Genomic DNA, 24,662 nt, shown 5'->3' on the forward strand with positions numbered 1-24,662 from the left:
AGTCACTTCACATTCTTTATAAGCTAACACCTAACCTGAAAACACAACCAATATAAAGTACTGAGCTTCAGCATTATCCCTTTATGCTAACGTCGTTTTCTACAGAGAGCAAAATAACATAGCGAGTCAAGGGCGTGCGTTTCTTGCTGTTTTGACCCGCCATGTAATAATTTACAATCAAGAACTAAAATTACCTCCTATAACCGCCTCTCCAATTCTACACGTATTATCGGAAAGATAGATTTGAATGTCTTTTTGAGAGACATAAGCAGCCATTAACAAAGAATATATGCGATCTATACCCGGATGATCTGTGTAAAGAGATGCATATTTTTTTCCATAACCACTTAGCGATGTGCAATTTTTAAGCTCATTTTCAAAGCTCACATTTACACCACCATTTGATACTACAACGATACGTTTTATCTTAGTGGTTGACTGCCATCCAGGTCCCTCTGCATGAGAAAAACCAGATATTCCAAGAACAGATAATACAACGATCATAATTGATTTTTTCAAAACATTTTCCTTTTGTTGATTACTAAATATAACACCTTTACGATGAGCCGAACATCAGCAAGGCAGAGATCAAGAAGTGGCTAACGTTTTTATGTATTGCTACATGCCACTCCCTATGGGAGGAGGGATGAACTCAAAGTTATATCTCACCTTTTTTGGTTTTTCATTGCGCTCTCTAAAATCTAAACTAGAGATAAAATCTAGAACCTTTTCACCAAAAATCTTTGACCCAATACCATACTTAGTTCGCACTATGTTTACGACAGAACAATTTGACTAAATAACTAAGCCAACATCAAGTTCCCCATAAAATCTCGGGTTGGATTTTAGAGTCGCACAGTAAACAGCAAAATCTTGCTATTAGCAGACTCAAAAAAACACGCTGATTAACTCTATATCACGCTCATAACAAACATCTTTCTTAGGTATATTATTACACCCCAACAGCGCCGTCAAAAAAAGCAATCAAACCAATAAACTAAAGAGTTTCACTTGTGACCTCACCCGAAAGCCACGTAGTGACAGTCCTAATCATAAAGCTAGTTATACGTTTATTTTAATACGATAAAACCGTCCAGTGTCTTGTAATGCGGCCAATCCTCAATACAGTTGGTCACAGCAACACCACTCGAGCTATTCCAAGTAATTGTAACTTCTTTTCCAGAAGCATAGGCTAGCAAAACCATCGACTCTTCAACTTTCGAAGGCAATGAAAAATATCTTTTTGAGCCTTCAAGAAGTACAGAAGCATTGGTGTGCTGACTCCACTTAATTACCTCTGCAATTCTCCCCGAACAATAGAACCCATTCGCTGTAACAGAATATGTAGAATGAGAAAAACACAACGCAGATAGAGCACAAAGTATCTTTTTATTCATAAAGATCCTCGATATCGACATATAACCTCCTAAACAGATACGCATTCAATTATCATCAATTTTAAATTATTTTTTTGTCTTGTTCGCAGAAAATTTACAATGAAATACTACTTTTTCGCACTTGAATCCCAGCCAAAGTTCAGCCTCCCCCTCAAGTGAAATATATTTATATTGACCGGAGGTATTTTCAGCAACTCTATCTATCGACTTCCAATCGAATCGCCTATACCAGCCGACCGACCCAACCCCCATAAATATCAACGCTTTTCCGTTTTCAACAGAAATCAGGGCTCGACCAAATAGACTCATTTTGAATTGATAACGAATATTCGGTCGATTACAGAGTTCGCAGGTCTCTTTTGGCTCTTCCAGATCATACATATCACCGTCATATATCCACTCATTTAGAGCTTTTCTTAGACCATTATTATTTTTACTCAGAGGAAAAACGTTTGCCGAACATTTACTGGCCCATGTCACGGCACCCTCCTTTAAAACACAAAAAGATCTTCTTTCAATGTCACACCACGGAGGTGAACTTTTGGCGCGGATCGACAGGCAGTCGCCTCGGCTATTTATACTAACCATACCTTAATTTAATCGTTACTCAGCTTTCCTCACTACGCAGACAACAATCCGCAAAAAATTTATCGCCTGTAACTTGCGTGTTTTTAATGCACCCAAAGTAAAATAGAAAAAATATCGCAAGGCTATCCTTGTTAAGCACCAAATACTTGTTAGTTACAACAAATTTCATTACGACAGTTCTTACTGATTATTTAGAATTACCCCAAGGGGAATTTTTTGTAAATGTTGATATATACAATTTCTCAACTTTATCTCTTGCCCATTGAGTCTTGCGTAAAAACTTCAAAGAGGACTTAATTGATGGATCGCTCTTAAAACAATTAGTATTGATTCTCTGAGCTAACCCATCCCATCCGTAATGTTCCACTAACCTTGTTACAACCGTCTCAAGCGTAACACCATGCAATGGATTATTCAGTTGCTCTTCACTCATAGTAGTAATACACCATCATTAGTCTCGATATCTATTGCGCATAATGCCCGCCATACAGCCGAGCAACTTGTTGCGAGTTCAGCGCGTGATACGCGCCATTATTGATATTTTTACAATTTAGCCACCGAGATTCATATGAAAATCCGTTGTTACATTGTTACCTTCGCATTTCGGAGGCTTGCTAGTTGAGCTGACAGCAATATCCCCTGGCTCTACGATGTTTTCAGGAATACGAAGATACACAACATCCGTAATTTTGAACACGGATTGTTCATTTCGTATATACGAAAAATCTAGGTTAGCTAGGAGCGGAAGAGATTTAGCATCGCTGTATTTTTCCAACTCGTCTACATCTGTTGGCCACCGTTGATTTTCACAGTAGAAATAAGCAACTGTTGCTGCCATCGCAATATGCTGGTTCGCATTTTCTATTGATACATCTTCATCTTTAGTCTGAGTTGTAACATTGCAACCGACTAAGCCTATAAAGAGTGAAGCTAAAAGTAATTTATTCATGATTTCCCCTAATTCAAAACGCCCAAAGTAGATGCGACAACTAGGCGTCACCTGCGTTTGATTGTTATCTCATTCTCCCAGACATCTATAGCTCGCAGGTAGCCACCGCAGTTGGTGATGGTCACTTCGTTAAGCTATAAAGAAGACTTTCACACAGCTATCCCGGTGCTGATTAAGTAGTTGTCAACGATACGGTAATCGGATGCCTGTAGCTTTGCAAGATTGTCTTTAAGCTCCGAGAGTAACGATTGCGGCTCACTAACTTCTTCGACGTTTACATAGCTCCAAATCAAATTCAAAAGAACGCTTGCGTCCCCCTCTCTCTCCGAAGTGGAAATCTTCATCTCGCAGCTTTCAAAGGTACCTAGTTCTGCAAATTCGCGAAATCCATTTTCAAAGAGAGAAACTTCCTCCCGGCCACACCGAGGTATGTAAAAATCTGGTACTAACTGACCAATCGAGTCATTGATGACGGCGTAGACGGCGTCTGAGAATCTTGGCTGATTCCAAACTGCGATGAGTTTCCCACCACTCTTTAAGCATTCACTGATCTTTAGGTACGCTAATCGCTTTTCAACCCAGTGAAGAGCGCTAGCGGCGAATATGAGGTCATACTTCACACTAGGTGAGAACTCTTCGAATTTAACGTTATGAACTTTGAAATTATCGTGGAGAGCGAATTTAGCTTCTAGTAGACGACAGAAGTTCGCCCCTGGCTCTAGGCAGTCAACATGCCCTGAAATGCGCAGCAAGTCAGCAGTAGCCTGCCCTGAACCGCTTCCGATTTCCAAGGCCGCTTCTGATTCTATACCTTCGAACAAAAACTTTGGATAGGCGGGCCTAGAACGATCATAGGCTGCAGCAACCAAATCAAAGCCCCTTGCCCCAAACAGATCATCATTGAAATACATTTGTAACTCCTTTACTCGGTTTAATCAGCCGACGCGTTGCGGTCTGCTGAATTGATTTGATACTTCCTGATAACCTCCTCCTAAAGATACCAACAGGGGGTATCTTCCAAACTTTAATCGCCAAACCAAAGTAAAAAGAAGGAGTCGATTACATGATGATTTTATACCAAATCCCACCAATATTACTGTGGAATCAATTTGCATACCAAAACCATGTATGCCGGTATTCTTGATTTCGATGCTAACATATTGACTCATAAGAACATACCAGTTCACGGCAGCACGTTTTTCAGCTTTTATTCCTATATTGAAACGATATCGTTGTCAGGGCTGAGTGTATGCTCTCCTAGTACGGGTTAGCTGATTTATGTACCAAAGACGGTATTGAGTTTATTCTGGATCACGCTCGGTATATACGGTGCATACCCGGCGACAAAGCCAAGAACGACAAGAAGGATTCCGAGAAAGTCGTCCGTATTATGTGTAGCTAACATTACTGACAACTAATCAATCCAAGTTGGTTCATCTAATTTGTCTTGTCGCGCTTTGGAAAAGCCAAAGCACGCCTAAGAAAACTTAGGCGTAGACTCTCAATAGGTGTTTGATACAGCCATCAAGCTAAATGGGAAATGATTGCTAGTGGTCGAATTACTTTTATTCACCCTTGCTATCTGGGCGAGCATTTTTGGTTCCTATTGGTCTTTGACAGGTTCGGTCATATAGGCGTTAAATTATTACTTGCTTACCAACAAGTATTTACCCCAACAATAACCTGTTGAGTCGTCATACATTACGTCCACATTTAAGTCTGTGGAAAAAGCCATTAAAGCGGTGGATAGAAAAGACTTAATACCCTCCTGAGTTATTCCACCTTTATCCGGGTATATATATAATGCGGATGTCCCAGCAATTGAACAAGAAGGCTGTATTACCGAATCAAAAGTAAGAAGAAATCCTCCATTCTGAACAATTTGAACTCGCTTGATCTTCTTATTGCCTGTCCAAACATCCGCCGAAATCGCGTTCATTGAGATTAAGACAGAAAAACATGCTACTAAAACAACTTTGATCACAAACTACTCCTTTTGAATTTAATTATCTAATAATGGACAGCTTGTCCAATAACATGCTGTATAGGACAAAGGACGGAAAAGGTGAAAATCTTTTATTTTCAAAGCGTTAACCTTCTTCATCCATGTATTTTTTGCTATCTTCACTGTCCAGCTTGCTATTTCATTATCCAAACTTTGCCCCTTTTGTCCAATAACAATATTGATGTTCATTAAATGGGTAAATTCATCAAAACTGGACATTAACTTTTTCTTGAATTTCAACCAGTTAAATAGATCTGGCGCATAATTACACATTTTATTTTTCGTGTTTTGTCCATATGTAATTATTAAACGGTATGCAAACAAATGCATTCCACAAAAAAAATGTCACTGGTAAATTCAGAATTTTTTAGCAGGAATTATGAACTGACTGAAGACAGCGATATAAAGGAGGGATTCTGCTTAATTGACCCGCTGAACACTTGAGCATTCAACGGATCTTTCGAAGGAAGGACATGAGGCAGCAGGCGCTGCCTCACAGAGAATCAATTAGAAGTTACAGACGAAGCTCCAGGATTGATCGCTTCCAGGGATAGACTGAGTCCACCAAAGCGCTTTATAAACCGCATTGTTGTAGGACATCAAATCACCGCTTGTTGCGTGGCTTGGGTTACCCTGCCAATCGCCTTGTGGCCAGTTAGGGTAGGCATTTACAGAAGCCGGGTTCACACCCGCGTCGGCACAAGTGCTCGCACCACCACTCGAACTAGATGAGCTGCTGGAAGAAGATGAGCTACTAGAAGAGGAGCTGGATGAGCTGCTGCTTGAAGAGCTGGAAGAACTTGGCTTTTCAACCAAACCGTAACTGACAGTACGACCATTCAAAGGTTGAACAGGTCGGTATGTGTCATAACGAACACCATTTTCCTGGAACAAATCTCTGAACGCGTCAATTTGTGCTGCAGACATTTCGATTGGCGTGGTTAGAACAAACCAATTCACGATTTCGTTACAACCTGGAGTTGTTAGCGATCCACGGTAGTGGTAAGCCGTTCTGTCTAAAGGAAGAAGGTTTTCCAGGTTTGCATTTAGAATCGCACCCGCTTCGTGTGCATCAGGCAGATGACTGAAGATATTCGCCAACTGAGCGTTTTCAGTACCTTCTTGTATAAGCAAACCAATTACGGTCGCATCGACCAAAACTCCGTGGTCGTACTTCTTGTTTACGAAATGCATTTCCATATCGTAGCGAATACCGTCCACGGTATGTTCACTTTTGGTATGAAAGTGAAATTGCTCAAGACGGTATATGCCGTGATTATAATCAACATAACGCTTGGTGTTGACGTTTACGGTGTGACCATTATTGTCTGCGCTTACATCATCAGCTTTGTAAAAAGGAACCACATAAGCATCGCCAGCAACAACGGATGCCGTTTCAATATTGATAGGCGATTGCGCGCTCAATCCACAATTTGAGTCTACTAACGCCCAGTTTTCTGGTGTGATGACATTTGCTTGGCCATCGTATCCCCAGTTTGTTGCTGCATTGGCGTTAAACGCAAAAGCAGACAGTGCTAGCGTGCCGATTAGATATTTTATATTCATTATTTTTTCCTTGAGTGTAGCAAGATGTAGATGTAGGAAACCCGGATATAAATAAAGAGTTGAACTTCTTCATTTCCCAATACAATCAAAGGCCGTCTGAATTTCCACACGATATATGAGCGACAAGGTTTTCACTCACACAGAACCGCCCCAGTAGCGGCGCGCTAATTTAACTGGATTCGACCTGAAACAATCAACCGAAAAATGTACATAAAGTGAAACAGTTTTTGTTTCCGTCTATTTTTTTAAAAAAGAAAAATCACGCAAATTCTTTAGCAAAAGTTACCAAAAAATGACAAACACTCACTTTATGAGATCAAACAAAAAACAATTAAATAAACGGAAAAATGAAAATTTATTTGGAATATTTGACCATTGAAAAACGTTTGAGGCAAAAAACACCGAGAAGCTTAATGAGAATTATTACAAGATACACCACAGAAATACCAGCCCGCCAAACTTACCATTAGCAACGGCAAATAAAACGATATATTTTTACATCTTCTTAAAATGTAAAACCTAGCCTTATTTCATACGTATGTTTTATTTTCGATTTACTTTATCGATAATAATAAAAAAGCCAATGTGTTTTTTAAAGGAAGCTTGAAAGAATTTGCTATAGCAAGAACCACTAAATGCAGTTTCTTACTCAGGGTTAGAAAATAAACTAGAAAGAAACCTGCAGCGTTGCGCTGAAGTAACGACCATAAATTGGCCGTGCGTAATAGACATCCCGTTCGGTTTCGGCACCACTTGAACGATGATTCCCTTCCGTCAAGCCAACAGTATTAAATATATTGTTGCCTTTTAAGGTCAAGGTTGTTTTACCGGTTAGGTGCAAGTCCATTCCCAAATCCAGCGTATGGTAATCCGGCAATTTAAATTCATTGGCGATATCCGAATAGCGCGTACCGACATAATGGAAATTGAAGTAGATACTTCCGTCATTGAAATGTACTCTCGGAGCCAGCCGTAATTGAAACTTGGGCGTTCTGGTAATGGTATTGCCATTAAAAACCGATTCCGGTGCGTCGGAAGAAATCCCGGAAAAAATCGCGTCCTGCCACACGCCAATAAGGTCAAAGGAAATTGAAGGCTTAGGTCGCCAGGTTGCTTCCAGCTCCACCCCTTTGGCTTCGGTATCCATTTCCACTTCACGACGGGTATTTTCGTATAGGCTAAACTGTTGTGAGGAATAATAGGTGTGAAATAAAATGGTACTTAAACCAAAACCGTTTATGTTGTATCGACCACCGAGTTCAGCAAAACGAAAATCCACCACCTCACCAAAGCTGATATTTTCGGGTACGGTATCCACATAGTCCGCCCCGGAAATAGTACGACCAAAATCCATTAACCTGGGCATTTCAAACGAGTCCGCATAACGGGAAAAGAAAGAAAAACTGTCGCTTACCCGATAGTTCATACCCAATGTCGCACTCACATCGTCGTAACTGTTTTTCCTGTGAAAGAAAAAGCCACTGCCTTCTAAGACCTGATTATTGGCAAGAACAGTATCCCGGTCATTGCCATTTTCATCATACGCGTTCGCCACCGTTATTAAGCTATCGGTCTCTGCGTCCGAGGTCAGTGTTAAATATTCGTAACGTAACCCCATATCAATTCGCCAGCGGTCATTCAATTGATATTCCGTACTGAGGTAGGTGGAAATAGAACGAGACTGCCCTTTACCGGTTGAATTGGAAAACCCGGTGTAACTTAAAAAGCCATTATCCGTCAGTGAGCCCACCTTGTTGCCCGCATCATCCACAGCAACAATGTCTAACCGATTAGGATTGTTTTGCACATCAATCAGTAAGCGCCCTTCCCATTGGTCCAGTGGCAAGTCGTCATACTGGTTTTCAACGTATAACACTCCCCCGGTAATATGCAGCGGGGAAGAGTCAAAAATAATCCGAAAATCATTAATGTGTTGTTGCTGCTGATATTTGGAATATAACGTGTGCGACTCAGTGACCAAGCCGTTGCCATTGATTTTTGCCGGGTTAACCACTCGCTCACCGGAGGAGGCATAGCGATATTCCGCTCTTGTCGCGCCCAAGTCTGAGTACTCGGTTAACATAGCCAACACATCCGATTGATGTAAACGTTCTTCGGCTTCCATGATGGTTTCATTACCGCCATTAAGTGCCGTGGTATAAAGGCGATTATATAAATTGGAATAGCGGTAGTGATTACTCAAGGTAACCTGATCATTCAGCGAAGTTTGTATAAAAGCGGCAACAGACCCAAACTTGGTTCGGGTTCCCTCTTGTAAACTTCGCTCTCGGTATTCACCATCGGAAGACAAAAAATGTAGATGCTCCAGATCCTGACTGAGTAAGGTATCGTAGTTTGCATCGAACGATGCTACCGAGGTGGGGTTGTTGGGATTGGTTAAAGGGATAGGCGTATAAAAGCTGGTGATATCGTTTAAATATCTCGCACTCAGGGTTATCGCGGAACTATCAAACTCCCTCATTAATTTGAGGTTCACCTGTCCACCTTTATCCGCAGTAAAACCCGTTTCGCGTATGCCATCGGAAAGTCGATAGAATGTTGACAGTGAATAGTTCCAACCATTGAGAAGGGAAGTATTTACCGGCCCAGTGAGAAAGGCATCCAAGCGCTGATAATTGTATGTCGCCAAACGAATACGGATATCACCGGAAAATTCATCTTCCGGTGTACGGCTGATGTAATTGATTAATGCCGCAGGGCCATTCACGGTAAATATGCCACTGGTACCGCCGCGCACGGCTTCAATTTTTTCTAACGATAAATCTTCCCGATAAAAATAGTCTACCCACACACCATCGTAGACTACCGGTAAACCATCCTCCTGCACCCCTATCGAACGAAAACCATCGCCCCCTCGCAGCCCTCTGGGAGAAACATTGTTATTGGCTTCGCCACCAGAGTCCTCAACCCAAATACCGGGAATTAACTGTAACGTTCCCGCCAGCCCCACTATCGATTCCTGAGCCAGGGTGTGGCGGTTTACCGAGGTAATGGAGATTGCCGAATCCAGTTTGGACGTGTTGTAGTTCCCGGTTCCAGTAACAATTAACTCTTCCAGGCGTAAATCGTTGCGGGCGGTTGTTTTGTCATTCTCGGGCGTCACAATAAGTGTGCTTTGTTTCAGGATACGAAAACGATAGCCACTGCCTTGCAGGATTTTTTGCAGAATTTCTTCCGATGTGTAATGACCTTCAATTACATCAATCTGATGGCGAGCATAACGCCCGCCTTCCATCACCAACTGAAGCTTTAATTGATTGGCGACTTCGATCAATGCCGAATCGATTCCCTGCGGTGCTAAGGAAAAATAATATTTTGCCTCAACCCGCTGCTCCGGTTTTTCTTCTGCTTGTGCAGGGCGGACAACACTCAAATTCAGGGCGCAAGATGCATACAGCATGACCCCGGTATGCAAGATCATTTTTATTTTTGTTGTAATCGGAACACTCTGACGCATGCTACCTGTAAGGGGCGGGTACAACTCGTTTAAGTCATTAAATACGAGTCCACCTTTAACCTTTATTCTCTTGTATCTTCACGATGAACTTATTGCCAATATGCGTCACGCGAATAGGGTATATTTCGGTTAACGCATTTAACCAGTCTTGAATGCGATCATTATAAACACTGCCGGTATAGAGAAACGCAGAGGCACCACTATCCAAAATGATTTTTTCTTCTGAATAACGGTTTAAATCACCAACCACTTTACCCAGAGGTTGATCCAGGTAGGAGAAATAGCCATCCTGCCAACGAATTTTTTCTATGGGGTCCACTTTTGCTACATCCCCGAGTTTTCCAGTTACATCAATAACGATAGAGTCACCCTGATACAGGCGCTTTACCTGCGGCAAACCACTGAGTTCTTCCTTCACTTTTTCCGACTCCACCCGAACAATTCCTTCAACCACCACCACTTCCATCTCATTTTGGTTTAAGTTGATATTAAAAATAGTGCCTATGGCACGCACGGCACGCTGCTCGGATTCAACAATAAAAGGACGTTTTGGGTCTTTCGCCACGGTAAACAGCGCTTCACCACTGTGTAAAAAGATGTGTCGCTCCAGCGCGGAAAACATCACCTCCATCACCGAGTTCGCCCCCAGTTGCACCACCGAACCATCGTCCAATTGAATACGGGAATGCTCGGCAACCTGAGTATGGTAGCTTTGGATTACAGGGTCGTTTTTGACCAATTTCGGCTCGGGTTTTTGCTGTAACCAGACAAGCGGAATGGCCACTGCCAGCAACACGCTCGCAGCCAAAGCAAACCAACGCCCGGAAAAACGCGGTGGTGTTTCTACGTCGGTCAGATTGACCACATTGTTGCGTTCATTTTTACTTTCCAAACGCTGAATTAAGGCCTCGTCCAGATCCGATGCCATACCCCACATTTTCATCATCTTGTGGAATACAACCGGGTGGCGGTCGTCTTTTTCCATCCAAAGCTGCCACGCATCCCAATGATTTGTGGCATCTTCATCCAGACGCAGCAACCATTCGGAGGCTTCATCAATAATTTGTTGTTCTTCCACTTCGGGAGAATTCTTTGATACGTTCATTTTTTCTTTACTACACCTACGACGATTAGTCTTTACAGGTCATCTTTCATTCGGTCATAACAATGTCGCACAACACGCAGTACATGTTTTCTCACCATACTTTCGGTGAGGTTCATATGTGCGGCTATCTCTTTGTATTCCATGCCTTTTACTTTGTAGAGTAAAAAGGCAAGCTGACATTTCTCTGGCAATGTCTCGATCACATCGGACATTTTTTCCAGTAGCTTCCGGTATTTGACTTTGGTTTCCGGCGACGAGGAGAAATCCATATAGTCTTCCGATACATCCGCATTGGCTTGTACTTCCGGGCTGATCGCATGACGACGCAAACGATCGATGGTCAGGTTGGTGGCGATGCGATATAGGTACGCCTGGATATAGCTGGTCACATCTTTGTTATCCAGCTTCAACAAACGCACAAATGCTTCCTGCACCACTTCTTCCGCCTCGGCGTAAGTCAGCCCCTTTTTCACAACATGGGACAACAGCTTTTGATGAAAGTCTGTATAGAGTTGCGAAATATTAATTTGCGAGCGAACAACAGAAGAGGAATATTGCGCTTCCTCGTTCGCTGCCGGCTGTTGATATAGATTTTTTTTACTCATTTATTGCACTACGATTTCATCGATATACAGCGGTAATTTTGGTATTTGTGGGTCGGTTGAATTATTTCTGTTCTGCACATGAATACGCAGATAACGCGCTTTAACCTCCCGATAGGATGCATCAAATAACGGCCCTATATGATCATCACTGTTATCCACTCGGGTAATGGTTTGCCACGTTTGATTATCCCCGGACACTTCAATAGTGATCGCTTTGGGTGGATGCAATTGACGATGGCGGCCTGCATCCAAACCAAACTGGATACGATTAATATCCGTCACTTTTTCCAAGTCGATATTCGCCACCATATCGACGCCGTAAAAAACACCCCAATCCAACACATTGTAATGCTGGTCATATGCCATAAGGCCATCTTGCAATGCAGAGATACCTCCGGCCTCCGGTTCGGATACAAAGGTCAGCGTTTTCCCTAAGGCTTTATGCGGGGTAACGGTTAAGCGAAAATCGCCAAAACTGTGCCCGGTCATTTTGTCTTGCGCTATCGCTCGAATCTCGACCGGCTTGCTCAATACAATCGGTTTCTGATACACACTGGAAAGCACTGAGGGCGCTTTGCCATCAAGGGTGTAACGAATATCATGAAATTGGCTGTCTGTGGCTAACACCACTTCTATTTGACCGTCGTCCAGCACGCGGCTACTGCTATACACATTATAGCCACTGCGCGAAGCGTTTACGCCCAGCTCATCCAAACGCTTGAAGTGCTTAACCAACCGGTGATTAAAGCTGCTCCAGCGTTTTAATTTTTTCGGTGTCCACAGCACTTCGGCCAATGCAGAAATACGTGGCACCACCATATATTCGGCTTGCGAATACTGTTTCACATACTCCGTCCACAGCGCGCCGGAAGCACCGATAACCCACTTGGCTTCGCGGGCGGATAACTCCTGCGGCACCGGTTCATAGTCATAGACTTTTTTCAGGGGCGTGAGTCCATGAATCGCTTTAGGCTCATTCAAATTGCGTGACTGATAATGATCGAAATACACCCATGCGTAGGGCGACATAATAACTTTGCGTTTTTGCTTGGCCGCTTTCACTCCGCCTTCGATGCCAGTCCAGGACATGACAATGGCCTGGGAGCGTTCGTTACCTTGCAGAATTTCATCCCAACCGATGGACTGCTTACCCAGCTTAGTGATCATGCGATCCACTCGACCAATAAAATATGCCTGCAGTTCCTCATAGGTTTTAATACCCTGTTCCTGCATTAACTGCTGACAAAAAGCACAGTTTTTCCAGTCATCCTTAACCGCCTCATCACCACCTAAATGAATATATGGCCCAGGGAAAAGCACAGCCACTTCCGCAAATACATTTTCGAGAAAGGCAAAGGTTTCTTCCTTCGGACAAAGTATGGGTGTGAAAATGCCAAAGTGAGATTCCACTTCGTAGGTTTTATCGTGGCACCCCAGTTCCGGGTACGCGGCCAAAATCGCCGTAGCATGACCCGGCACATCAATCTCGGGCACGATAGTAATATGGCGTTGTGCCGCATACTGGATTAAGTCTTTTAGCTCTTGCTGGGTATAAAAACCAGAAACCGGTTTATTGTCATATAAAGGTTGGTAATCATAAGTATGACCGGATATGGTTTTTGCCCGCGTTCCGCCGACTTCGGTTAGCAGGGGGTATTGTTTAATTTCGATGCGCCAGCCCTGATCATCAGTGAGGTGCAGATGCAAATAATTCATCTTATGCAGAGCAATTAAATCGATGTATTTTTTTACTTCGTCCACGGTAAAAAAATGACGGGCGACATCCAAATGCATACCACGGTATTCAAAACGCGGTTGATCCTGAATATCCACCAAGGGTAACGCCCAATAGGCTTTATTAATTGGTGCCTGGTGCTCTATTTCACTATCGAACATTTGTCGCAAGCTTTGCCCGGCATAAAACAGGCCGGTTTCTGTCGCCGCGCTTAAATGAATGCCCTGCGCTTTAGAATCGATTCGGTAACCGTCCCCTTTTGCTGCTTTTGCACTTAAGGTAAACGTAATTCCGCTTTCAGCCGGCTTTTTGCCTATATGAACGGGAAGTAGATAACCCGTTACCCGGCGTATGCGCTGGGCAAATTGCTCGGCAACTTCTGCGCTTTTTGTACTGTCAGCGAACAACTGACTGTGACGAGTCAGCCTAAACTCCCCGTCTTTAACAACAATCGATTGGGGCTGAGGGATTAATCCCAGGTCATCGACAGGTGTCGAAAAGCTGTTAACAGCGGAGAATTGCAGACAAAGTGCAGCGAAAAGAAGGTAACGGAATTTGAATCTCGAATAAAACATAGGCTGACGGGTCTCAAAAAATTCATACTATCGCCTATATAACGATTCCAACCTCAAAATTGGGAGAAAAAATTACCAGAAAAGGGCCAAATGCTTTCTTCCTACGCTTAATCATGCTGGACGCGAGAATTGCTTACGCGCCTTGGCCACCTGTTTCCGTGTTACGCAACCTTCCACATGATCATTGATCAAACCCATAGCCTGCATAAACGAATATACGGTCGTCGGCCCAACAAACTTCCAGCCGCGTTTTTTTAATTCTTTCGATAACGCAACGGATTCCACGGAGGTCGTCTGACTTTGCGGCGGAGGCAGTTTTTTTTCGTTTGGCTCGTAAGACCAGAAAAACGCCGCTAAAGACCCTTCATTTTCCACCATCTGTATCGCACATTTTGCGTTATTAATGGTGGCTTCTATTTTTCCTCGATGGCGAATAATGCCTTCGTTTTTTAATAAACGATTCACATCCCGCTGAGTAAATTTGGCGACCCGATGAAAATCAAAATGATGAAATGCCTGACGAAAATTTTCCCGTTTATCCAAAATCGTTCGCCAGCTTAAACCGGACTGAAATCCTTCCAGGCAGATTTTCTCAAACAAACGAATATCATCCTCAACCGGAAAGCCCCACTCACAATCATGATAGGGAAAAAAGGCATCGACAGTCTGACACCAGGCGCACCGGGGTTTTCCATCTGGGCCAGAAACGATATTACTCATAAATCACCTGATCATGCAGAAGGAATTCCAACCTGGGGTCAACTTTAACCGGCTGATAGTCAATGATTTCCGCACTGACAATATCCTGCTCCACAAACGGGTCCTGATTTACCCGCGCCTGTAAATCTACCAAACTGGTATTGATGGCCAGAATACCGCCGCCCAAACCAGGCAACAAACTGCCGACAGAAATAAATACCCCATCATCCATGCCCTGTTTTATCCAGGCATTATGTGCCTCCATCGCCTCTTTCGCCTGGCTTTTATTGGTCGAAAATTTCAGTAATACAATAAACATATGCCCTCCTGTAAAGAATAATTGTGGTTTCAGACATATGCCTGCAACCAATCCAATAGCTCATCCACTTCATAACGAATAAATTTTTCATCATGAAATGCATTCGCTAAGGTCGCCACACCTTGACTGCGAGCCAACACATGCATGGCCAATGCATCCGCTTTTTTCTTATGCCCCAGCAAAGTAAACTGTTTGCGTAACCAGACGCGAAAAAGAGTAAAAATTTCATTTGCCTGCTCTTGAGCAGAGTGGCTTAGTTTAGCCAACTCCGAAGACAATGTTCCCACCGGACAACCGTGCAGTTTTATTTTTGCCTGATTACGAATCAGAATTTCGATAAAGCAACGGATTCGATCAAGCGGAGTATCACCTTCAGATTCCCATTCCTCCAGCATACGTTCGGTTTTATCCATCCGGTACTCAATAACCGCCGTCAAGATCTCATCTTTAGTTTTAAAGTGATGGTAAAAGTTACCACGGGAAATATTTACCTTATCCGCAATATGCGAAAAAGAGGTATACTCAAAACCCCGCTCATAAAACAACGCATCCGCAGCCTGAACAATTCTCTCCCGCGTGGTTAATTTCAACATAACAACCTCATTAACTGACACAACCACTAGGACAGTCGCCCTAGAAAGCCAATATTAGGACAGCAATCCTAACCCGTCAAGGGACGGAGAGGCGCATACATAAACCTTCAGAAAGAGATAGACCTTACTCTGGGTGGAGGTTTGTATTATTATCCGAAGTTAAAGCAGCATTGTAGTGATCAGGGAACATTCAGACAGGACACCGCCGTGGATAAAGAAGAAGCCATTAAAGCCACCCGCCAGGGCGCTATTGCCGCCTGTATTAGTGGCTGTATCACAACAACTTTCTTTCTATTTTTTTACTTCACCCAAGTGGAAAGCGAACTAAGTATGTTTGGCGACCCTTGGATATTGCTGGATATTTTCCTTATTTTTTCCTGCGCTTTCGGCATGTATAAGAAGTCCCGCGCCGCAGGAATTATTCTCTTCATCTATTTTATCCTCGCCAAGATCATTATCGCCCTGGAGCTACAACGCGCCCCAGGAATCTTATTTTCTCTGATATTCCTCTATTTTTACGGCAAGGCGATATACGGTGCTTTCGTTTACCACAAGCTTGAGCTGCTCGAACACCCGGATAAAAAGCCATCGTTTCGATGGATTTATTTTATCGCCACTCCCATTGCCTCGATATTTCTTATCTTCGCCACAATTGGTATGCTCGCGATGATGGGCGTGTTCCCACATGACGAGGTGAAAACCTGGGAAGAGACGCCACAACACCAAAAAGTCGAATTAATAGAAAAGAATGTCGTTGGCTGGAACGATAATGTTTCCTACTTTTACTCCGACGGGCTTTTCTCCGTTCTGGAAGGCGGTACGATTCTCACTGATGACAGAGTCATACTCTACCTGCCCGACGAAAACGATGAACTGGCTGTTTATCAGATATACCATACCGATGTGACAGATATTGAACTCATTCAGGCTGGAGACTCCATCACGGACAGTGTCTACAAAATCCACTCTTATGAACCCGATGCCTGGATTCAGATTGCGCTTTCTGTGGAAAAGGAAGGCGATAAGAAATTTATCGAAGCATTAAAGGCCAAAGCGATTTACCTAAAAGATGAAATTTAATCCAAAATCACAGGGAACAGATATGAAAACTCTCCTAGCAACTTTTTTATTTTTACTATCACTAAACACCTACTCGGATGTCACAAATAACACAGGGAAAATTATTAATATCACCAGTATTGGGCAAGGTCTCCTCATTATTATGGACACAGGCAAACCCTCAGGTTGCACTCAAACCACTAACTGGATGCTTATTCCAGAAGAAAACAAAACCATGATAGCCGTGGCTCTCGCCATGTACTTGCAAGGGAAGACTAACGCAACTGTTTATGTCGACATTAATGCGACTGGCAACTATTGTAAAGTTGTGCAATACGATCCCAAGTAAATCGCCATTTTTTAGGCGATATCTGTCGCCTATAACAACCAAACAGCATTTAATTTGCAAAATAGGACAATCACCCAATCCGTTAATCTGAAGAAAAAAGAAAGACACATTGCAATATAAACTAAAAATTCTTTTCTAAGCCGAGAAGTTAATTGGTAATATAACGCTGTGTTTCACTCAAACACGGAACAAGGACTCTAAAGGAGAATTGAGATGAATAAGTTTTTTAAAGGAATACTGGCATGCACACTGATATCACTCAGTTTTATTGCCAGCAGCAGTTATGCAACCGCCATTTTATTTGAAGCCATAGATTTTGATATCGATGCCCCAATATCCGGCATAAGTGGGTCAATGAGCTATGAGACGGATTTCTATACCTACTTCAATTTACATTCTTTCGATCTGACGATTAAAAATAAGGAATATCGATTGGAGGACGTAGATGTCAGCTTTATTATCGATCCTACACTGGATGCAATGATTGGGGGGGACGGGAATGCTTGGTCAATCCAAGCCCAGGGAACGGATGATTTCTGGTTCTATTTTGATCCACAAACTCTACATGGGTTCAGCTTTGGGTATACCACCCTTGAAGATGATGGACTTTGGTGGACGACAAATATTTCCATTGCTGAAGTAACTGTGCCGGAACCCTCTTCACTCATATTGCTATCTCTGGGACTGCTTGGTCTAGGCATCAGAAGAAAGATTAACAAATAAATAACGCTTACAGACTTTGGCCTCACGGGCTAAAGTCTGCTTCCACATCACACCCCCTCCACCCCAGCGAAACCCGTATTTACAATACGCATTTACCTATGTAAATGTCAGCTACAGATCTTCGGCGTAATATATTGACAACGTCTCTTTCATATTCACCCATACTGAATAGCGTTCAAGCGTGAAGAACAGTTTTACCCACTATAATATCCATACAACAAACTGGATCAGTCCCAAATAAACATGAACACACAAGTACACAGTAGGCTAGCCGGCAGCTTATACCTGATTATTATTCTATGTGGTTTATTTGCAGAGGTAGGCGCTCGTCTGAACCTGATTGCCTATAATGATGCCAATCTCACAGCTCAGAATATTTTGCAGCATACCGGATTATTTCGACTGGGGTTTGCCACTGACACCATTATGCTTCTATGTGATATTGCGCTTGCCGTCGTACTGTATCAACTACTCGGTTCTAAAGCAAAAACCCTAACTTTAATCGCAACCTTATTTCGCTTAATTCAGGCAGGCATTATCGCTGTTAGTTTACTGTGTTTTTATGGTGCCTATCTTCTAATCACACAAACAGTTGAACTGCAAGCACTAGAGACAGATCAGCGCAATAACTACGCACTGTTTTTACTAAACATGCACAGCTACGGTTATGATTTCGGTTTACTGTTTTTTGCCATAACCAATATGGCGTTAGGGCGGATTTTTATCCGTTATACTTCATCGGCCAAACTTCTTGGCTGGGCATTAATCGCCGCAGCGATAACCTATTTTATGGGCTCAAGCATTCGCTTTTTAACGCCTGGCTACAGCGAAACATTTCAGCCTTTTTATATTATTGCGCTTGCGGCAGAACTCTATTTTTGTTTTTGGTTGCTATTCCAGAAGAATGGCTTTCGAAGAAGCATATACACAAGTTAATCATTCTGGGTAGCCACCCAGGCTATGAAAAAATATGCCGTATTAGCAAAATACGGTCCCCAAACCGTATACTGCTATACGATATAAATTCGAATGGAGAAAGCATGGATATCTACGATTTTTTTCAAAACTTCTATGTTAAAAAAGTTCATAAAGAAGCCGACAAAGCTAACGCCATATCAACCACCAACCGCGCCAGTATCAACGATCTGCAGGAACAGATCGATCAGCTTTCACTGGTTTGTCTGGCAATGTGTGAATTAATGGAAGAAATCGGATTTAACAAATCCATGTTGCTAAAGAAAATCGAAGAAATTGATCTAAGAGATGGCCGCAAGGACGGCAAGCTGGCCAAAGTAGATACATGTCCGGGTTGCTCACGGAAAATTTCACCCAGACATATAAAATGTATCTACTGTGGAACAAAAGTGGGTATCAAGGATATGATAAGCCCGCCCGTCTAGGCTTTAGGTAATATCTACACCAACGCACAAGCCGCCAATAACGGTGCTTTTGCGGTATCTTTATCCATGCCCAATGCATAGCGGGGTTCTCCGTTTACCAACGCCTCTATTACCGCTACGGCCTGGCTTTGATTACCTCGATTTTGCGAATATTGTTTTAACAGAATGACTTCCACCTCTCGCTGCCACTTCCTCTGCAATGCATCTAGCCAAGTATTTAATACCCCTTCGCCCTGCTGGCTAATAACAAACGCCTGGTTATTATGGGAACCGTGAACAGTAAGTTGTTCTTTACCATTAATATTTTGCAGGTTGAGATGCTCAATGACCCAGTCTTGCGCAAAGTAGTGTTGATTGAGCAAATACCACAGTATGTCTTTATCCACTACGCCCTGATTAGCATCCGTATAGGCTTGTACTTTTTGACTGAATTCAATCAACATATTGCGCGGCAATTCGATACCAAAGTGTTTTTGTAATAACCAACTGATGCCACCTTTACCAGATTGTGAGTTGACTTGAATAATGGCTTGGTAGTCTCGCCCCAAGTCTTTTGGATCTATCGGTAAATACGCCACTTGCCAGGGTTCGTCCTGTTGTTGTAGGGACATTGTCTTTTTGATGGCATCCTGATGACTGCCGGAAAATGCGGTGTAGACCAATTCACCTACCCAGGGGTGCCGTGGCGATATCGGCATATTGCAGCAACGTTGATACACCTCTGCCATTCGTTCGACCTGACTCAGATCTAACAGTGGATCAATACCATGACTGTAATAATTCATGGCCAGACTAATCACATCCATATTGCCGGTACGTTCGCCATTCCCAAATAAGGTTCCTTCCACCCGGTCGGCTCCGGCGAGGCACGCCAGTTCTGCTGCGGCAACGGCACAACCGCGATCATTATGGGTGTGCACGCACAGCTCCACTGTATTACGATGATTTAACCCGCTGGAAATATATTCCACTTGATCAGCAAATTCGTGAGGGCCAGTGGCTTCCACCGTAGCCGGTAAATTAATAATGACTCGCCGCTTTTTATTCGGTTGAAAAACATCAAGTACCGCATTGCACACAGACAATGCAAAGGGCATTTCCGTTTGGGAAAAACTTTCCGGGCTGTATTGAAAATGCCATTGGGTATTGGGATAGATATTGGCGTAGTCCACCAACCATTGCGCCCCCTGCACCGCCAATTGCGTTATTTCTTCTTCGGTTTTATTGAACACGCGTTGCCGCTGCAAAGGCGAAGTGGAGTTATACACATGCACAATGGCTTGCTTCGCCCCCTCAAGTGCGGCAAAGGTTTTAGCAATTAACTCTTCCCGCGCCTGCACCAACACCTGAACACAAACATCGTCAGGTATATGATTGCCTTCAATTAATTGTCGGGCAAAATCGTAATCAATTTGCGATGCAGAGGGAAAACCGATTTCGATGTCTTTAAAGCCAATGTCCACGAGCAGAAAAAACAAATCAAACTTCTGTTCAACCGTCATCGGTTCAACCAATGCCTGATTACCATCCCGCAAATCCACAGAGCACCAACGAGGCGCCTGGCGCGCAATTTCTCCAGGCCAGGTTCGTTGCGAAAATGAAAAGTGTTGTGGTCGTTGATATTTAGTGTGATTCAACATGTCGATCTCCATTAACAAAATTGGCCGGACGTTTCTCAATAAATGCCGACATGCCTTCCTTTTGATTGGCGGTGGCAAATAGTGCGTGAAAGAGTCGCCGCTCAAAACGCAGGCCTTCCCCCAGAGACATATCTTCTGCGTGATTCACGGCTTCCTTGGCCATCATGGTGGCAGACTTGGAATAGCTGGCAATGGTTTGCGCGATACTCAGGCTTTGTTGCCAGAGTTGTTCGTTAGCAAACACTCGACTGACCAGGCCAATACGTTCAGCTTCGTAGGCGTCGATGCGCCGGCCGGTAAGAATTAACTCCATAGCTTTGCTTTTGCCCACCAAACGAGTGAGCCGTTGCGTGCCTCCAATTCCCGGCATAACCCCTAAAGTAATTTCCGGCTGAGCAAAGGTCGCGTCTTCGGCGGCATAAATTAAATCGCACATCATCGCCAATTCGCAGCCGCCACCCAAGGCAAAACCTTGTACCGCAGCAATTTTCGGTGTGCGTAATTGGCTGAATTGTTCCCAACGGGAAAAATAATCGGTGTGCAACATATCGTCGTAACTTTTTTGATGCATTTCTTTAATATCCGCACCCGCTGCAAACGCTCGTTGATCTCCGGTTATTAAAAAGCAACCAATATTGGGATTACTGTCCAGAGGCACCAGGCTTGCCAGAATATGTTCGAGCATATCCTGTGATAAAGCATTTAGCGCATTCGGCCTTGCCAAACGCACCACCACCACGCGTTCAATAATTTCTATCTCAATCATCATTACGAATCCCATATTGCGCCGAAGGAAGGGATGCCCATGCATTCCAGTTCGTACACCACTTTGCGGGTGAGTTTTTGGTTGCTAATCACAATCACCGCTTCTGCGTTGTAGTTTTGGTAAGCATCTAGAGCCAGACTTACCATATCGGGTTTACCCAGTTCATCGGTGTTATAAATTAATGCACTGGGTTCGGCCTGAAGAATTTCATCCACCAGATTGTCACCGTAGGTGGCTCTGGGAGAACGAGTCGTCCAGATTAAATGCATATCCACTTGCTTGGCTAACAGATGCGGCAATACCGGGCCAATACCTGAACCTGTTGCTACATAGATAACCCGTTTAAATAACACTTCAATATTCGCCACACCGGCCGTAGCGATACCTTTCACCCAAACATGCTTGGGAGGGTTATCGACAAAATCACCGGTCCAGTCACCGGCGCGGGAGATGGCCAAACGAAAACCGGTTTTATTCGGTGAGGGAATGGTTGCGAAACTGTGCCACTCCCAAAGCGGGTTATGGGAGATTGCCATGGACGAACCGGGGAAAGGCGTCATGCCGTAATCGAATTTGGCAATTACCGCATGGTTCGAATGTTTTTCTATATCGACCGGCACTTTTTTAAGTCGTAACCAGGGTAAAAGAATAGAGAATGCAACGCAGGCAACCAGCCAGTTACTGACATCCAAATACCAAACCGTTGGACTATGTATTTGTTTAACTATTTGTAGAGCAATAAAAATACCCAACAATGTCCAGCCCGCAAAGCGATGGGTGCGTTCAAATACATTATGGTAGCGACCGCGAATGTAAGGCGTAGCTGTTACAATCATGGAAAGTAATAACATGATTGCCATCCAACACAATATCAGTTGCCGCGATACTTCCCCTTCCTGCCAGGCAGTTTGACTTAGACTAAGCGTAAAGAGCAGAAAAAATGCCGTACCTGAAATTGCAGCACCAACATGCAGCCCACCAAAATGATACACCTTGCCCAAGCGCCACCGGATTACCAAAGGCAAATAGGTTTTTGTGCAAGTAGCAAGATTAAAAAACAGGTTGATCACATATTGCTGTCGAACCAGTATGGCAATACTGATATTCACTATTGCCAGGAAATTTAACCAGTCGGAAGTTATATGTGTTTGCTTTAAAAAAAACATGACATTGGTAATAACAACCAATAACGCCAGGCGATAATAATGTTCAAACCGGTGATGGCTACCTAACTTACGCCAGGAAACCGAGGAGGGAAGAACCAGGGCAGAACTATTCATGCTCCACCTCCAGTTTCTTGCTGTAATGTTCTTTGGCGAAAGCAAGTAATGCACGCTTGTCGATTTTGCCGCGATTGGTGTAGGGAAAGGCTTCTAATTGAACCGTGACCGTCGGTACACAGTAATAGGGTAATTTGGTTTCTATCACGCATTTAATGGTATTAGCTTGCTGCTGTTCGCCTAAATAGAACCCCACCATATGCTGCGAGTTATATTTAATCACTACGGCGCGTTTTACGCCGTTTAAGGATTCGATTTGTTTTGCTACTGCATCGAGTTCAATCCGGAACCCTTTCACTTTTACCTGATCGTCAACCCGTCCTAAATGTTCCAGTTCACCGTATTCATTCCAGCGTCCGAGATCACCGGTACGAAACATTTTTTTGCCGGGGTGATAAGGGTCATCGCGATAGCGAAAGGCATTGAGTTCCGGGTTATTTATATAGCCCTGTGTTACGCAGTCACCGCCGGCCCACATAATACCTACCTCGCCAATTGGCAAAGGAGATAACTCGTCATCAAGAATATAAACGGTATTATTGGGTGTGGGCTTGCCAATGCTTAACGGTTTTTTCGGATCAAATTTCGCAACGGTGTTGACGATGGTGGTTTCGGTTGGCCCGCAGGAATTATAAAAATCACAGAAGCTATGCCAGCGTTCAGCTAACGATCTTGGACAAGGTTCCCCTGCCACGATCGCGCGTTTTACCTGGGTTAACTTGCTGGTATTGAGCGATGACAAAATAGACGGTGTGGCAATAATCACATTAGCCTGCTCGCAGGCTTCCTGAATCGAGGCGCCACGAATAATGAGTTCGCCCCCATTACACAAACACCCCCAGATTTCCCAGGCCGCCATATCAAAGGCAATAGATAATATCTGACTGACCTTCACCCCAGGTTTAATCGCGAGGTTTCCCGGTGCAAGTAAAATAATATTCGCTACATTTTTATGGGATACCGCCACGCCATTGGGGTCACCGGTTGTGCCAGAGGTAAATAAAATAAATGCGGTATCACCACCATGTACCAGGGGCTTGACCAGGACCTCTCCCACAAGTGTTTGATAATTAAATTCCGATAAATTAAGCCTGTTAACATCCAGCTCCGCAAGTTTGTCCATGTACTCATCAATGGTGACAACCCAACGTATACCCGATGTTTTAATGACATAATCCAGCTGAGAAAGCGGAGCAACTTTTGCGTGTTGCGGGACATAGGTTGCACCGAGCTTAAAGCAGGCCAGCATGGCAATCACCATAGGGATGCCCCGATGCAGGAAAACACCTACCCTTTCACCAGCGCTCACACCTTGCTGCTGTAAATACACCGCCAGCCTGGTTGCTTTCTCATCCAGGTCACGATATGAAATGCTTTGGTTTAAATGCCGAATTGCTATTCGTTCTGGTTGAAGTCGGACAAAATTTGAGAACGCATGCTCTAAGTGTTCAATCGGTAATGCTTGTTGTTGAGCGAAACCCAATTGAAAAAATAATGATTCTTTACCTTGCACTGGCAAAGACTGTACTAAAGTAGCCATATGAGTCACTCCTTGTTACGGAGGATTCATAATGGTTAGGAAAGCGCGTGAAAAAATCACTTATTTATAACGAAATATTCATATTTCTATAAATAATGTTAAAAATCAGTTTTTCGCGAAAATTTAAAAAATAGTACGTCAAAAAATTGTGCAACCCTGCACAAATTAAGCAATAACAAATCGGAAAAAAATGTAAAAAATAGTTTATTTTTTACGGTTTAAAGAATCCATTTAAAAATAATGTTCGCATAAAATTCGAAAGCATCATTTATAAGCCTGTATTTTATGTCA

25 protein-coding genes are annotated in these 24,662 nt (G+C 43.4%); 5 read left to right on the forward strand and 20 right to left on the reverse strand.

From position 1 onward, the window contains the following. Positions 1-177: 177 nt before the first annotated feature. From P5V12_RS16965 to P5V12_RS17040, 16 genes are all read right to left on the reverse strand, one after another. Entirely contained in the window at positions 178-519 is a 342-nt protein-coding gene (locus P5V12_RS16965) for a hypothetical protein (protein ID WP_316954281.1), read from the reverse strand. A gap of 551 nt (positions 520-1,070) precedes the next feature. After that, positions 1,071-1,397 (reverse strand): hypothetical protein, encoded by a 327-nt coding sequence (locus P5V12_RS16970; RefSeq protein ID WP_316954282.1) that lies wholly within the window; start codon positions 1,395-1,397, stop codon positions 1,071-1,073. Positions 1,398-1,463: 66 nt separating this feature from the next. Further along, positions 1,464-1,877 carry a hypothetical protein gene (locus tag P5V12_RS16975; protein WP_316954283.1) on the reverse strand — a complete coding sequence of 138 codons (414 nt, stop codon included), beginning with the start codon at positions 1,875-1,877 and terminating at the stop codon, positions 1,464-1,466. Between the two features lie 295 nt (positions 1,878-2,172). After that, positions 2,173-2,418 (reverse strand): VF530 family DNA-binding protein, encoded by a 246-nt coding sequence (locus P5V12_RS16980; RefSeq protein WP_316954284.1) that lies wholly within the window; start codon positions 2,416-2,418, stop codon positions 2,173-2,175. Between the two features lie 117 nt (positions 2,419-2,535). Beyond that, on the reverse strand, positions 2,536-2,934 hold the full coding sequence (locus P5V12_RS16985) for a hypothetical protein (RefSeq protein ID WP_316954285.1): 399 nt from the start codon (positions 2,932-2,934) through the stop codon (positions 2,536-2,538). A gap of 149 nt (positions 2,935-3,083) precedes the next feature. Beyond that, positions 3,084-3,845 (reverse strand): class I SAM-dependent methyltransferase, encoded by a 762-nt coding sequence (locus tag P5V12_RS16990; protein WP_316954286.1) that lies wholly within the window; start codon positions 3,843-3,845, stop codon positions 3,084-3,086. Between the two features lie 734 nt (positions 3,846-4,579). Continuing rightward, positions 4,580-4,918: a hypothetical protein gene (locus P5V12_RS16995; RefSeq protein WP_316954287.1), complete on the reverse strand. Its 339-nt coding sequence runs from the start codon at positions 4,916-4,918 to the stop codon at positions 4,580-4,582. An 18-nt stretch (positions 4,919-4,936) separates the two neighbouring features. After that, complete coding sequence (locus P5V12_RS17000) at positions 4,937-5,158, reverse strand: hypothetical protein (protein WP_316954288.1); 222 nt, start codon at positions 5,156-5,158, stop codon at positions 4,937-4,939. Between the two features lie 288 nt (positions 5,159-5,446). Further along, entirely contained in the window at positions 5,447-6,505 is a 1,059-nt protein-coding gene (locus tag P5V12_RS17005) for a carbonic anhydrase family protein (RefSeq protein ID WP_316954289.1), read from the reverse strand. 667 nt (positions 6,506-7,172) lie between these two features. Continuing rightward, positions 7,173-9,983, reverse strand: a complete 2,811-nt coding sequence (locus P5V12_RS17010; RefSeq protein WP_316954290.1) for a TonB-dependent receptor — start codon at positions 9,981-9,983, stop codon at positions 7,173-7,175. Positions 9,984-10,038: 55 nt separating this feature from the next. After that, positions 10,039-11,088 (reverse strand): FecR family protein, encoded by a 1,050-nt coding sequence (locus tag P5V12_RS17015; RefSeq protein WP_316954291.1) that lies wholly within the window; start codon positions 11,086-11,088, stop codon positions 10,039-10,041. Positions 11,089-11,120: 32 nt separating this feature from the next. Next, a complete protein-coding gene (locus P5V12_RS17020) occupies positions 11,121-11,693 on the reverse strand; it encodes an RNA polymerase sigma factor (RefSeq protein WP_316954292.1) in 573 nt (190 codons plus the stop codon). Continuing rightward, the gene (locus P5V12_RS17025) at positions 11,694-14,003 is read right to left on the reverse strand and encodes a glycoside hydrolase family 20 protein (RefSeq protein ID WP_316954293.1); all 2,310 of its coding nucleotides are present in this window, start codon (positions 14,001-14,003) and stop codon (positions 11,694-11,696) included. Between the two features lie 111 nt (positions 14,004-14,114). After that, positions 14,115-14,723: a DNA-3-methyladenine glycosylase I gene (locus P5V12_RS17030; protein WP_316954294.1), complete on the reverse strand. Its 609-nt coding sequence runs from the start codon at positions 14,721-14,723 to the stop codon at positions 14,115-14,117. After that, the gene (locus P5V12_RS17035; RefSeq protein WP_316954295.1) at positions 14,716-15,021 is read right to left on the reverse strand and encodes a hypothetical protein; all 306 of its coding nucleotides are present in this window, start codon (positions 15,019-15,021) and stop codon (positions 14,716-14,718) included. Before P5V12_RS17035 ends, P5V12_RS17030 begins: the two co-directional genes overlap by 8 nt. Before the next feature lie 29 nt (positions 15,022-15,050). Continuing rightward, a complete protein-coding gene (locus P5V12_RS17040) occupies positions 15,051-15,614 on the reverse strand; it encodes a TetR/AcrR family transcriptional regulator (protein WP_316954296.1) in 564 nt (187 codons plus the stop codon). 207 nt (positions 15,615-15,821) lie between these two features. Between P5V12_RS17040 and P5V12_RS17045 the strand changes: the two genes are divergently transcribed. From P5V12_RS17045 to P5V12_RS17065, 5 genes are all read left to right on the forward strand, one after another. Continuing rightward, positions 15,822-16,694: a hypothetical protein gene (locus tag P5V12_RS17045; protein WP_316954297.1), complete on the forward strand. Its 873-nt coding sequence runs from the start codon at positions 15,822-15,824 to the stop codon at positions 16,692-16,694. Between the two features lie 22 nt (positions 16,695-16,716). Beyond that, positions 16,717-17,022: a hypothetical protein gene (locus P5V12_RS17050; RefSeq protein ID WP_316954298.1), complete on the forward strand. Its 306-nt coding sequence runs from the start codon at positions 16,717-16,719 to the stop codon at positions 17,020-17,022. A 213-nt stretch (positions 17,023-17,235) separates the two neighbouring features. Beyond that, positions 17,236-17,745 (forward strand): PEP-CTERM sorting domain-containing protein, encoded by a 510-nt coding sequence (locus P5V12_RS17055; protein WP_316954299.1) that lies wholly within the window; start codon positions 17,236-17,238, stop codon positions 17,743-17,745. A gap of 243 nt (positions 17,746-17,988) precedes the next feature. Further along, the gene (locus tag P5V12_RS17060; protein WP_316954300.1) at positions 17,989-18,681 is read left to right on the forward strand and encodes a DUF4386 domain-containing protein; all 693 of its coding nucleotides are present in this window, start codon (positions 17,989-17,991) and stop codon (positions 18,679-18,681) included. A 104-nt stretch (positions 18,682-18,785) separates the two neighbouring features. Next, the gene (locus tag P5V12_RS17065) at positions 18,786-19,145 is read left to right on the forward strand and encodes a hypothetical protein (RefSeq protein WP_316954301.1); all 360 of its coding nucleotides are present in this window, start codon (positions 18,786-18,788) and stop codon (positions 19,143-19,145) included. 14 nt (positions 19,146-19,159) lie between these two features. Here the strand turns inward: P5V12_RS17065 and P5V12_RS17070 are convergent, their stop codons facing one another. Genes P5V12_RS17070 through P5V12_RS17085 form a run of 4 tightly spaced genes read right to left on the reverse strand, consistent with a single transcriptional unit; the run spans position 19,160 to position 24,371 of the window. Further along, positions 19,160-20,785 (reverse strand): 2-isopropylmalate synthase, encoded by a 1,626-nt coding sequence (locus P5V12_RS17070; protein WP_316954302.1) that lies wholly within the window; start codon positions 20,783-20,785, stop codon positions 19,160-19,162. After that, on the reverse strand, positions 20,769-21,554 hold the full coding sequence (locus P5V12_RS17075; protein ID WP_316954303.1) for an enoyl-CoA hydratase-related protein: 786 nt from the start codon (positions 21,552-21,554) through the stop codon (positions 20,769-20,771). The genes P5V12_RS17070 and P5V12_RS17075 overlap by 17 nt, the downstream gene beginning before the upstream one ends. Further along, a complete protein-coding gene (locus tag P5V12_RS17080) occupies positions 21,554-22,831 on the reverse strand; it encodes a hypothetical protein (RefSeq protein ID WP_316954304.1) in 1,278 nt (425 codons plus the stop codon). Before P5V12_RS17080 ends, P5V12_RS17075 begins: the two co-directional genes overlap by 1 nt. Beyond that, positions 22,824-24,371 carry an amino acid adenylation domain-containing protein gene (locus P5V12_RS17085; RefSeq protein WP_316954305.1) on the reverse strand — a complete coding sequence of 516 codons (1,548 nt, stop codon included), beginning with the start codon at positions 24,369-24,371 and terminating at the stop codon, positions 22,824-22,826. Before P5V12_RS17085 ends, P5V12_RS17080 begins: the two co-directional genes overlap by 8 nt. Between the last annotated feature and the right edge of the window lie 291 nt (positions 24,372-24,662).

This window comes from Teredinibacter sp. KSP-S5-2 (genome assembly GCF_032773895.1).
GTDB lineage: Bacteria > Pseudomonadota > Gammaproteobacteria > Pseudomonadales > Cellvibrionaceae.

Coding starts and splice junctions, on each gene's coding strand:
- P5V12_RS17010 (WP_316954290.1), bottom strand. CDS start 9,983: ATGCGTCAGAGTGTTCCGATTACAACAAAAATAAAAATGATCTTGCAT.
- P5V12_RS16980 (WP_316954284.1), bottom strand. CDS start 2,418: ATGAGTGAAGAGCAACTGAATAATCCATTGCATGGTGTTACGCTTGAG.
- P5V12_RS17085 (WP_316954305.1), bottom strand. CDS start 24,371: ATGGCTACTTTAGTACAGTCTTTGCCAGTGCAAGGTAAAGAATCATTA.
- P5V12_RS17080 (WP_316954304.1), bottom strand. CDS start 22,831: ATGAATAGTTCTGCCCTGGTTCTTCCCTCCTCGGTTTCCTGGCGTAAG.
- P5V12_RS17060 (WP_316954300.1), top strand. CDS start 17,989: ATGAACACACAAGTACACAGTAGGCTAGCCGGCAGCTTATACCTGATT.
- P5V12_RS16970 (WP_316954282.1), bottom strand. CDS start 1,397: ATGAATAAAAAGATACTTTGTGCTCTATCTGCGTTGTGTTTTTCTCAT.
- P5V12_RS17000 (WP_316954288.1), bottom strand. CDS start 5,158: ATGTCCAGTTTTGATGAATTTACCCATTTAATGAACATCAATATTGTT.
- P5V12_RS17030 (WP_316954294.1), bottom strand. CDS start 14,723: ATGAGTAATATCGTTTCTGGCCCAGATGGAAAACCCCGGTGCGCCTGG.
- P5V12_RS17025 (WP_316954293.1), bottom strand. CDS start 14,003: ATGTTTTATTCGAGATTCAAATTCCGTTACCTTCTTTTCGCTGCACTT.
- P5V12_RS17055 (WP_316954299.1), top strand. CDS start 17,236: ATGAATAAGTTTTTTAAAGGAATACTGGCATGCACACTGATATCACTC.
- P5V12_RS16985 (WP_316954285.1), bottom strand. CDS start 2,934: ATGAATAAATTACTTTTAGCTTCACTCTTTATAGGCTTAGTCGGTTGC.
- P5V12_RS17050 (WP_316954298.1), top strand. CDS start 16,717: ATGAAAACTCTCCTAGCAACTTTTTTATTTTTACTATCACTAAACACC.
- P5V12_RS17070 (WP_316954302.1), bottom strand. CDS start 20,785: ATGTTGAATCACACTAAATATCAACGACCACAACACTTTTCATTTTCG.
- P5V12_RS17075 (WP_316954303.1), bottom strand. CDS start 21,554: ATGATGATTGAGATAGAAATTATTGAACGCGTGGTGGTGGTGCGTTTG.
- P5V12_RS17065 (WP_316954301.1), top strand. CDS start 18,786: ATGGATATCTACGATTTTTTTCAAAACTTCTATGTTAAAAAAGTTCAT.
- P5V12_RS17015 (WP_316954291.1), bottom strand. CDS start 11,088: ATGAACGTATCAAAGAATTCTCCCGAAGTGGAAGAACAACAAATTATT.
- P5V12_RS17005 (WP_316954289.1), bottom strand. CDS start 6,505: ATGAATATAAAATATCTAATCGGCACGCTAGCACTGTCTGCTTTTGCG.
- P5V12_RS17035 (WP_316954295.1), bottom strand. CDS start 15,021: ATGTTTATTGTATTACTGAAATTTTCGACCAATAAAAGCCAGGCGAAA.
- P5V12_RS17020 (WP_316954292.1), bottom strand. CDS start 11,693: ATGAGTAAAAAAAATCTATATCAACAGCCGGCAGCGAACGAGGAAGCG.
- P5V12_RS17040 (WP_316954296.1), bottom strand. CDS start 15,614: ATGTTGAAATTAACCACGCGGGAGAGAATTGTTCAGGCTGCGGATGCG.
- P5V12_RS16990 (WP_316954286.1), bottom strand. CDS start 3,845: ATGTATTTCAATGATGATCTGTTTGGGGCAAGGGGCTTTGATTTGGTT.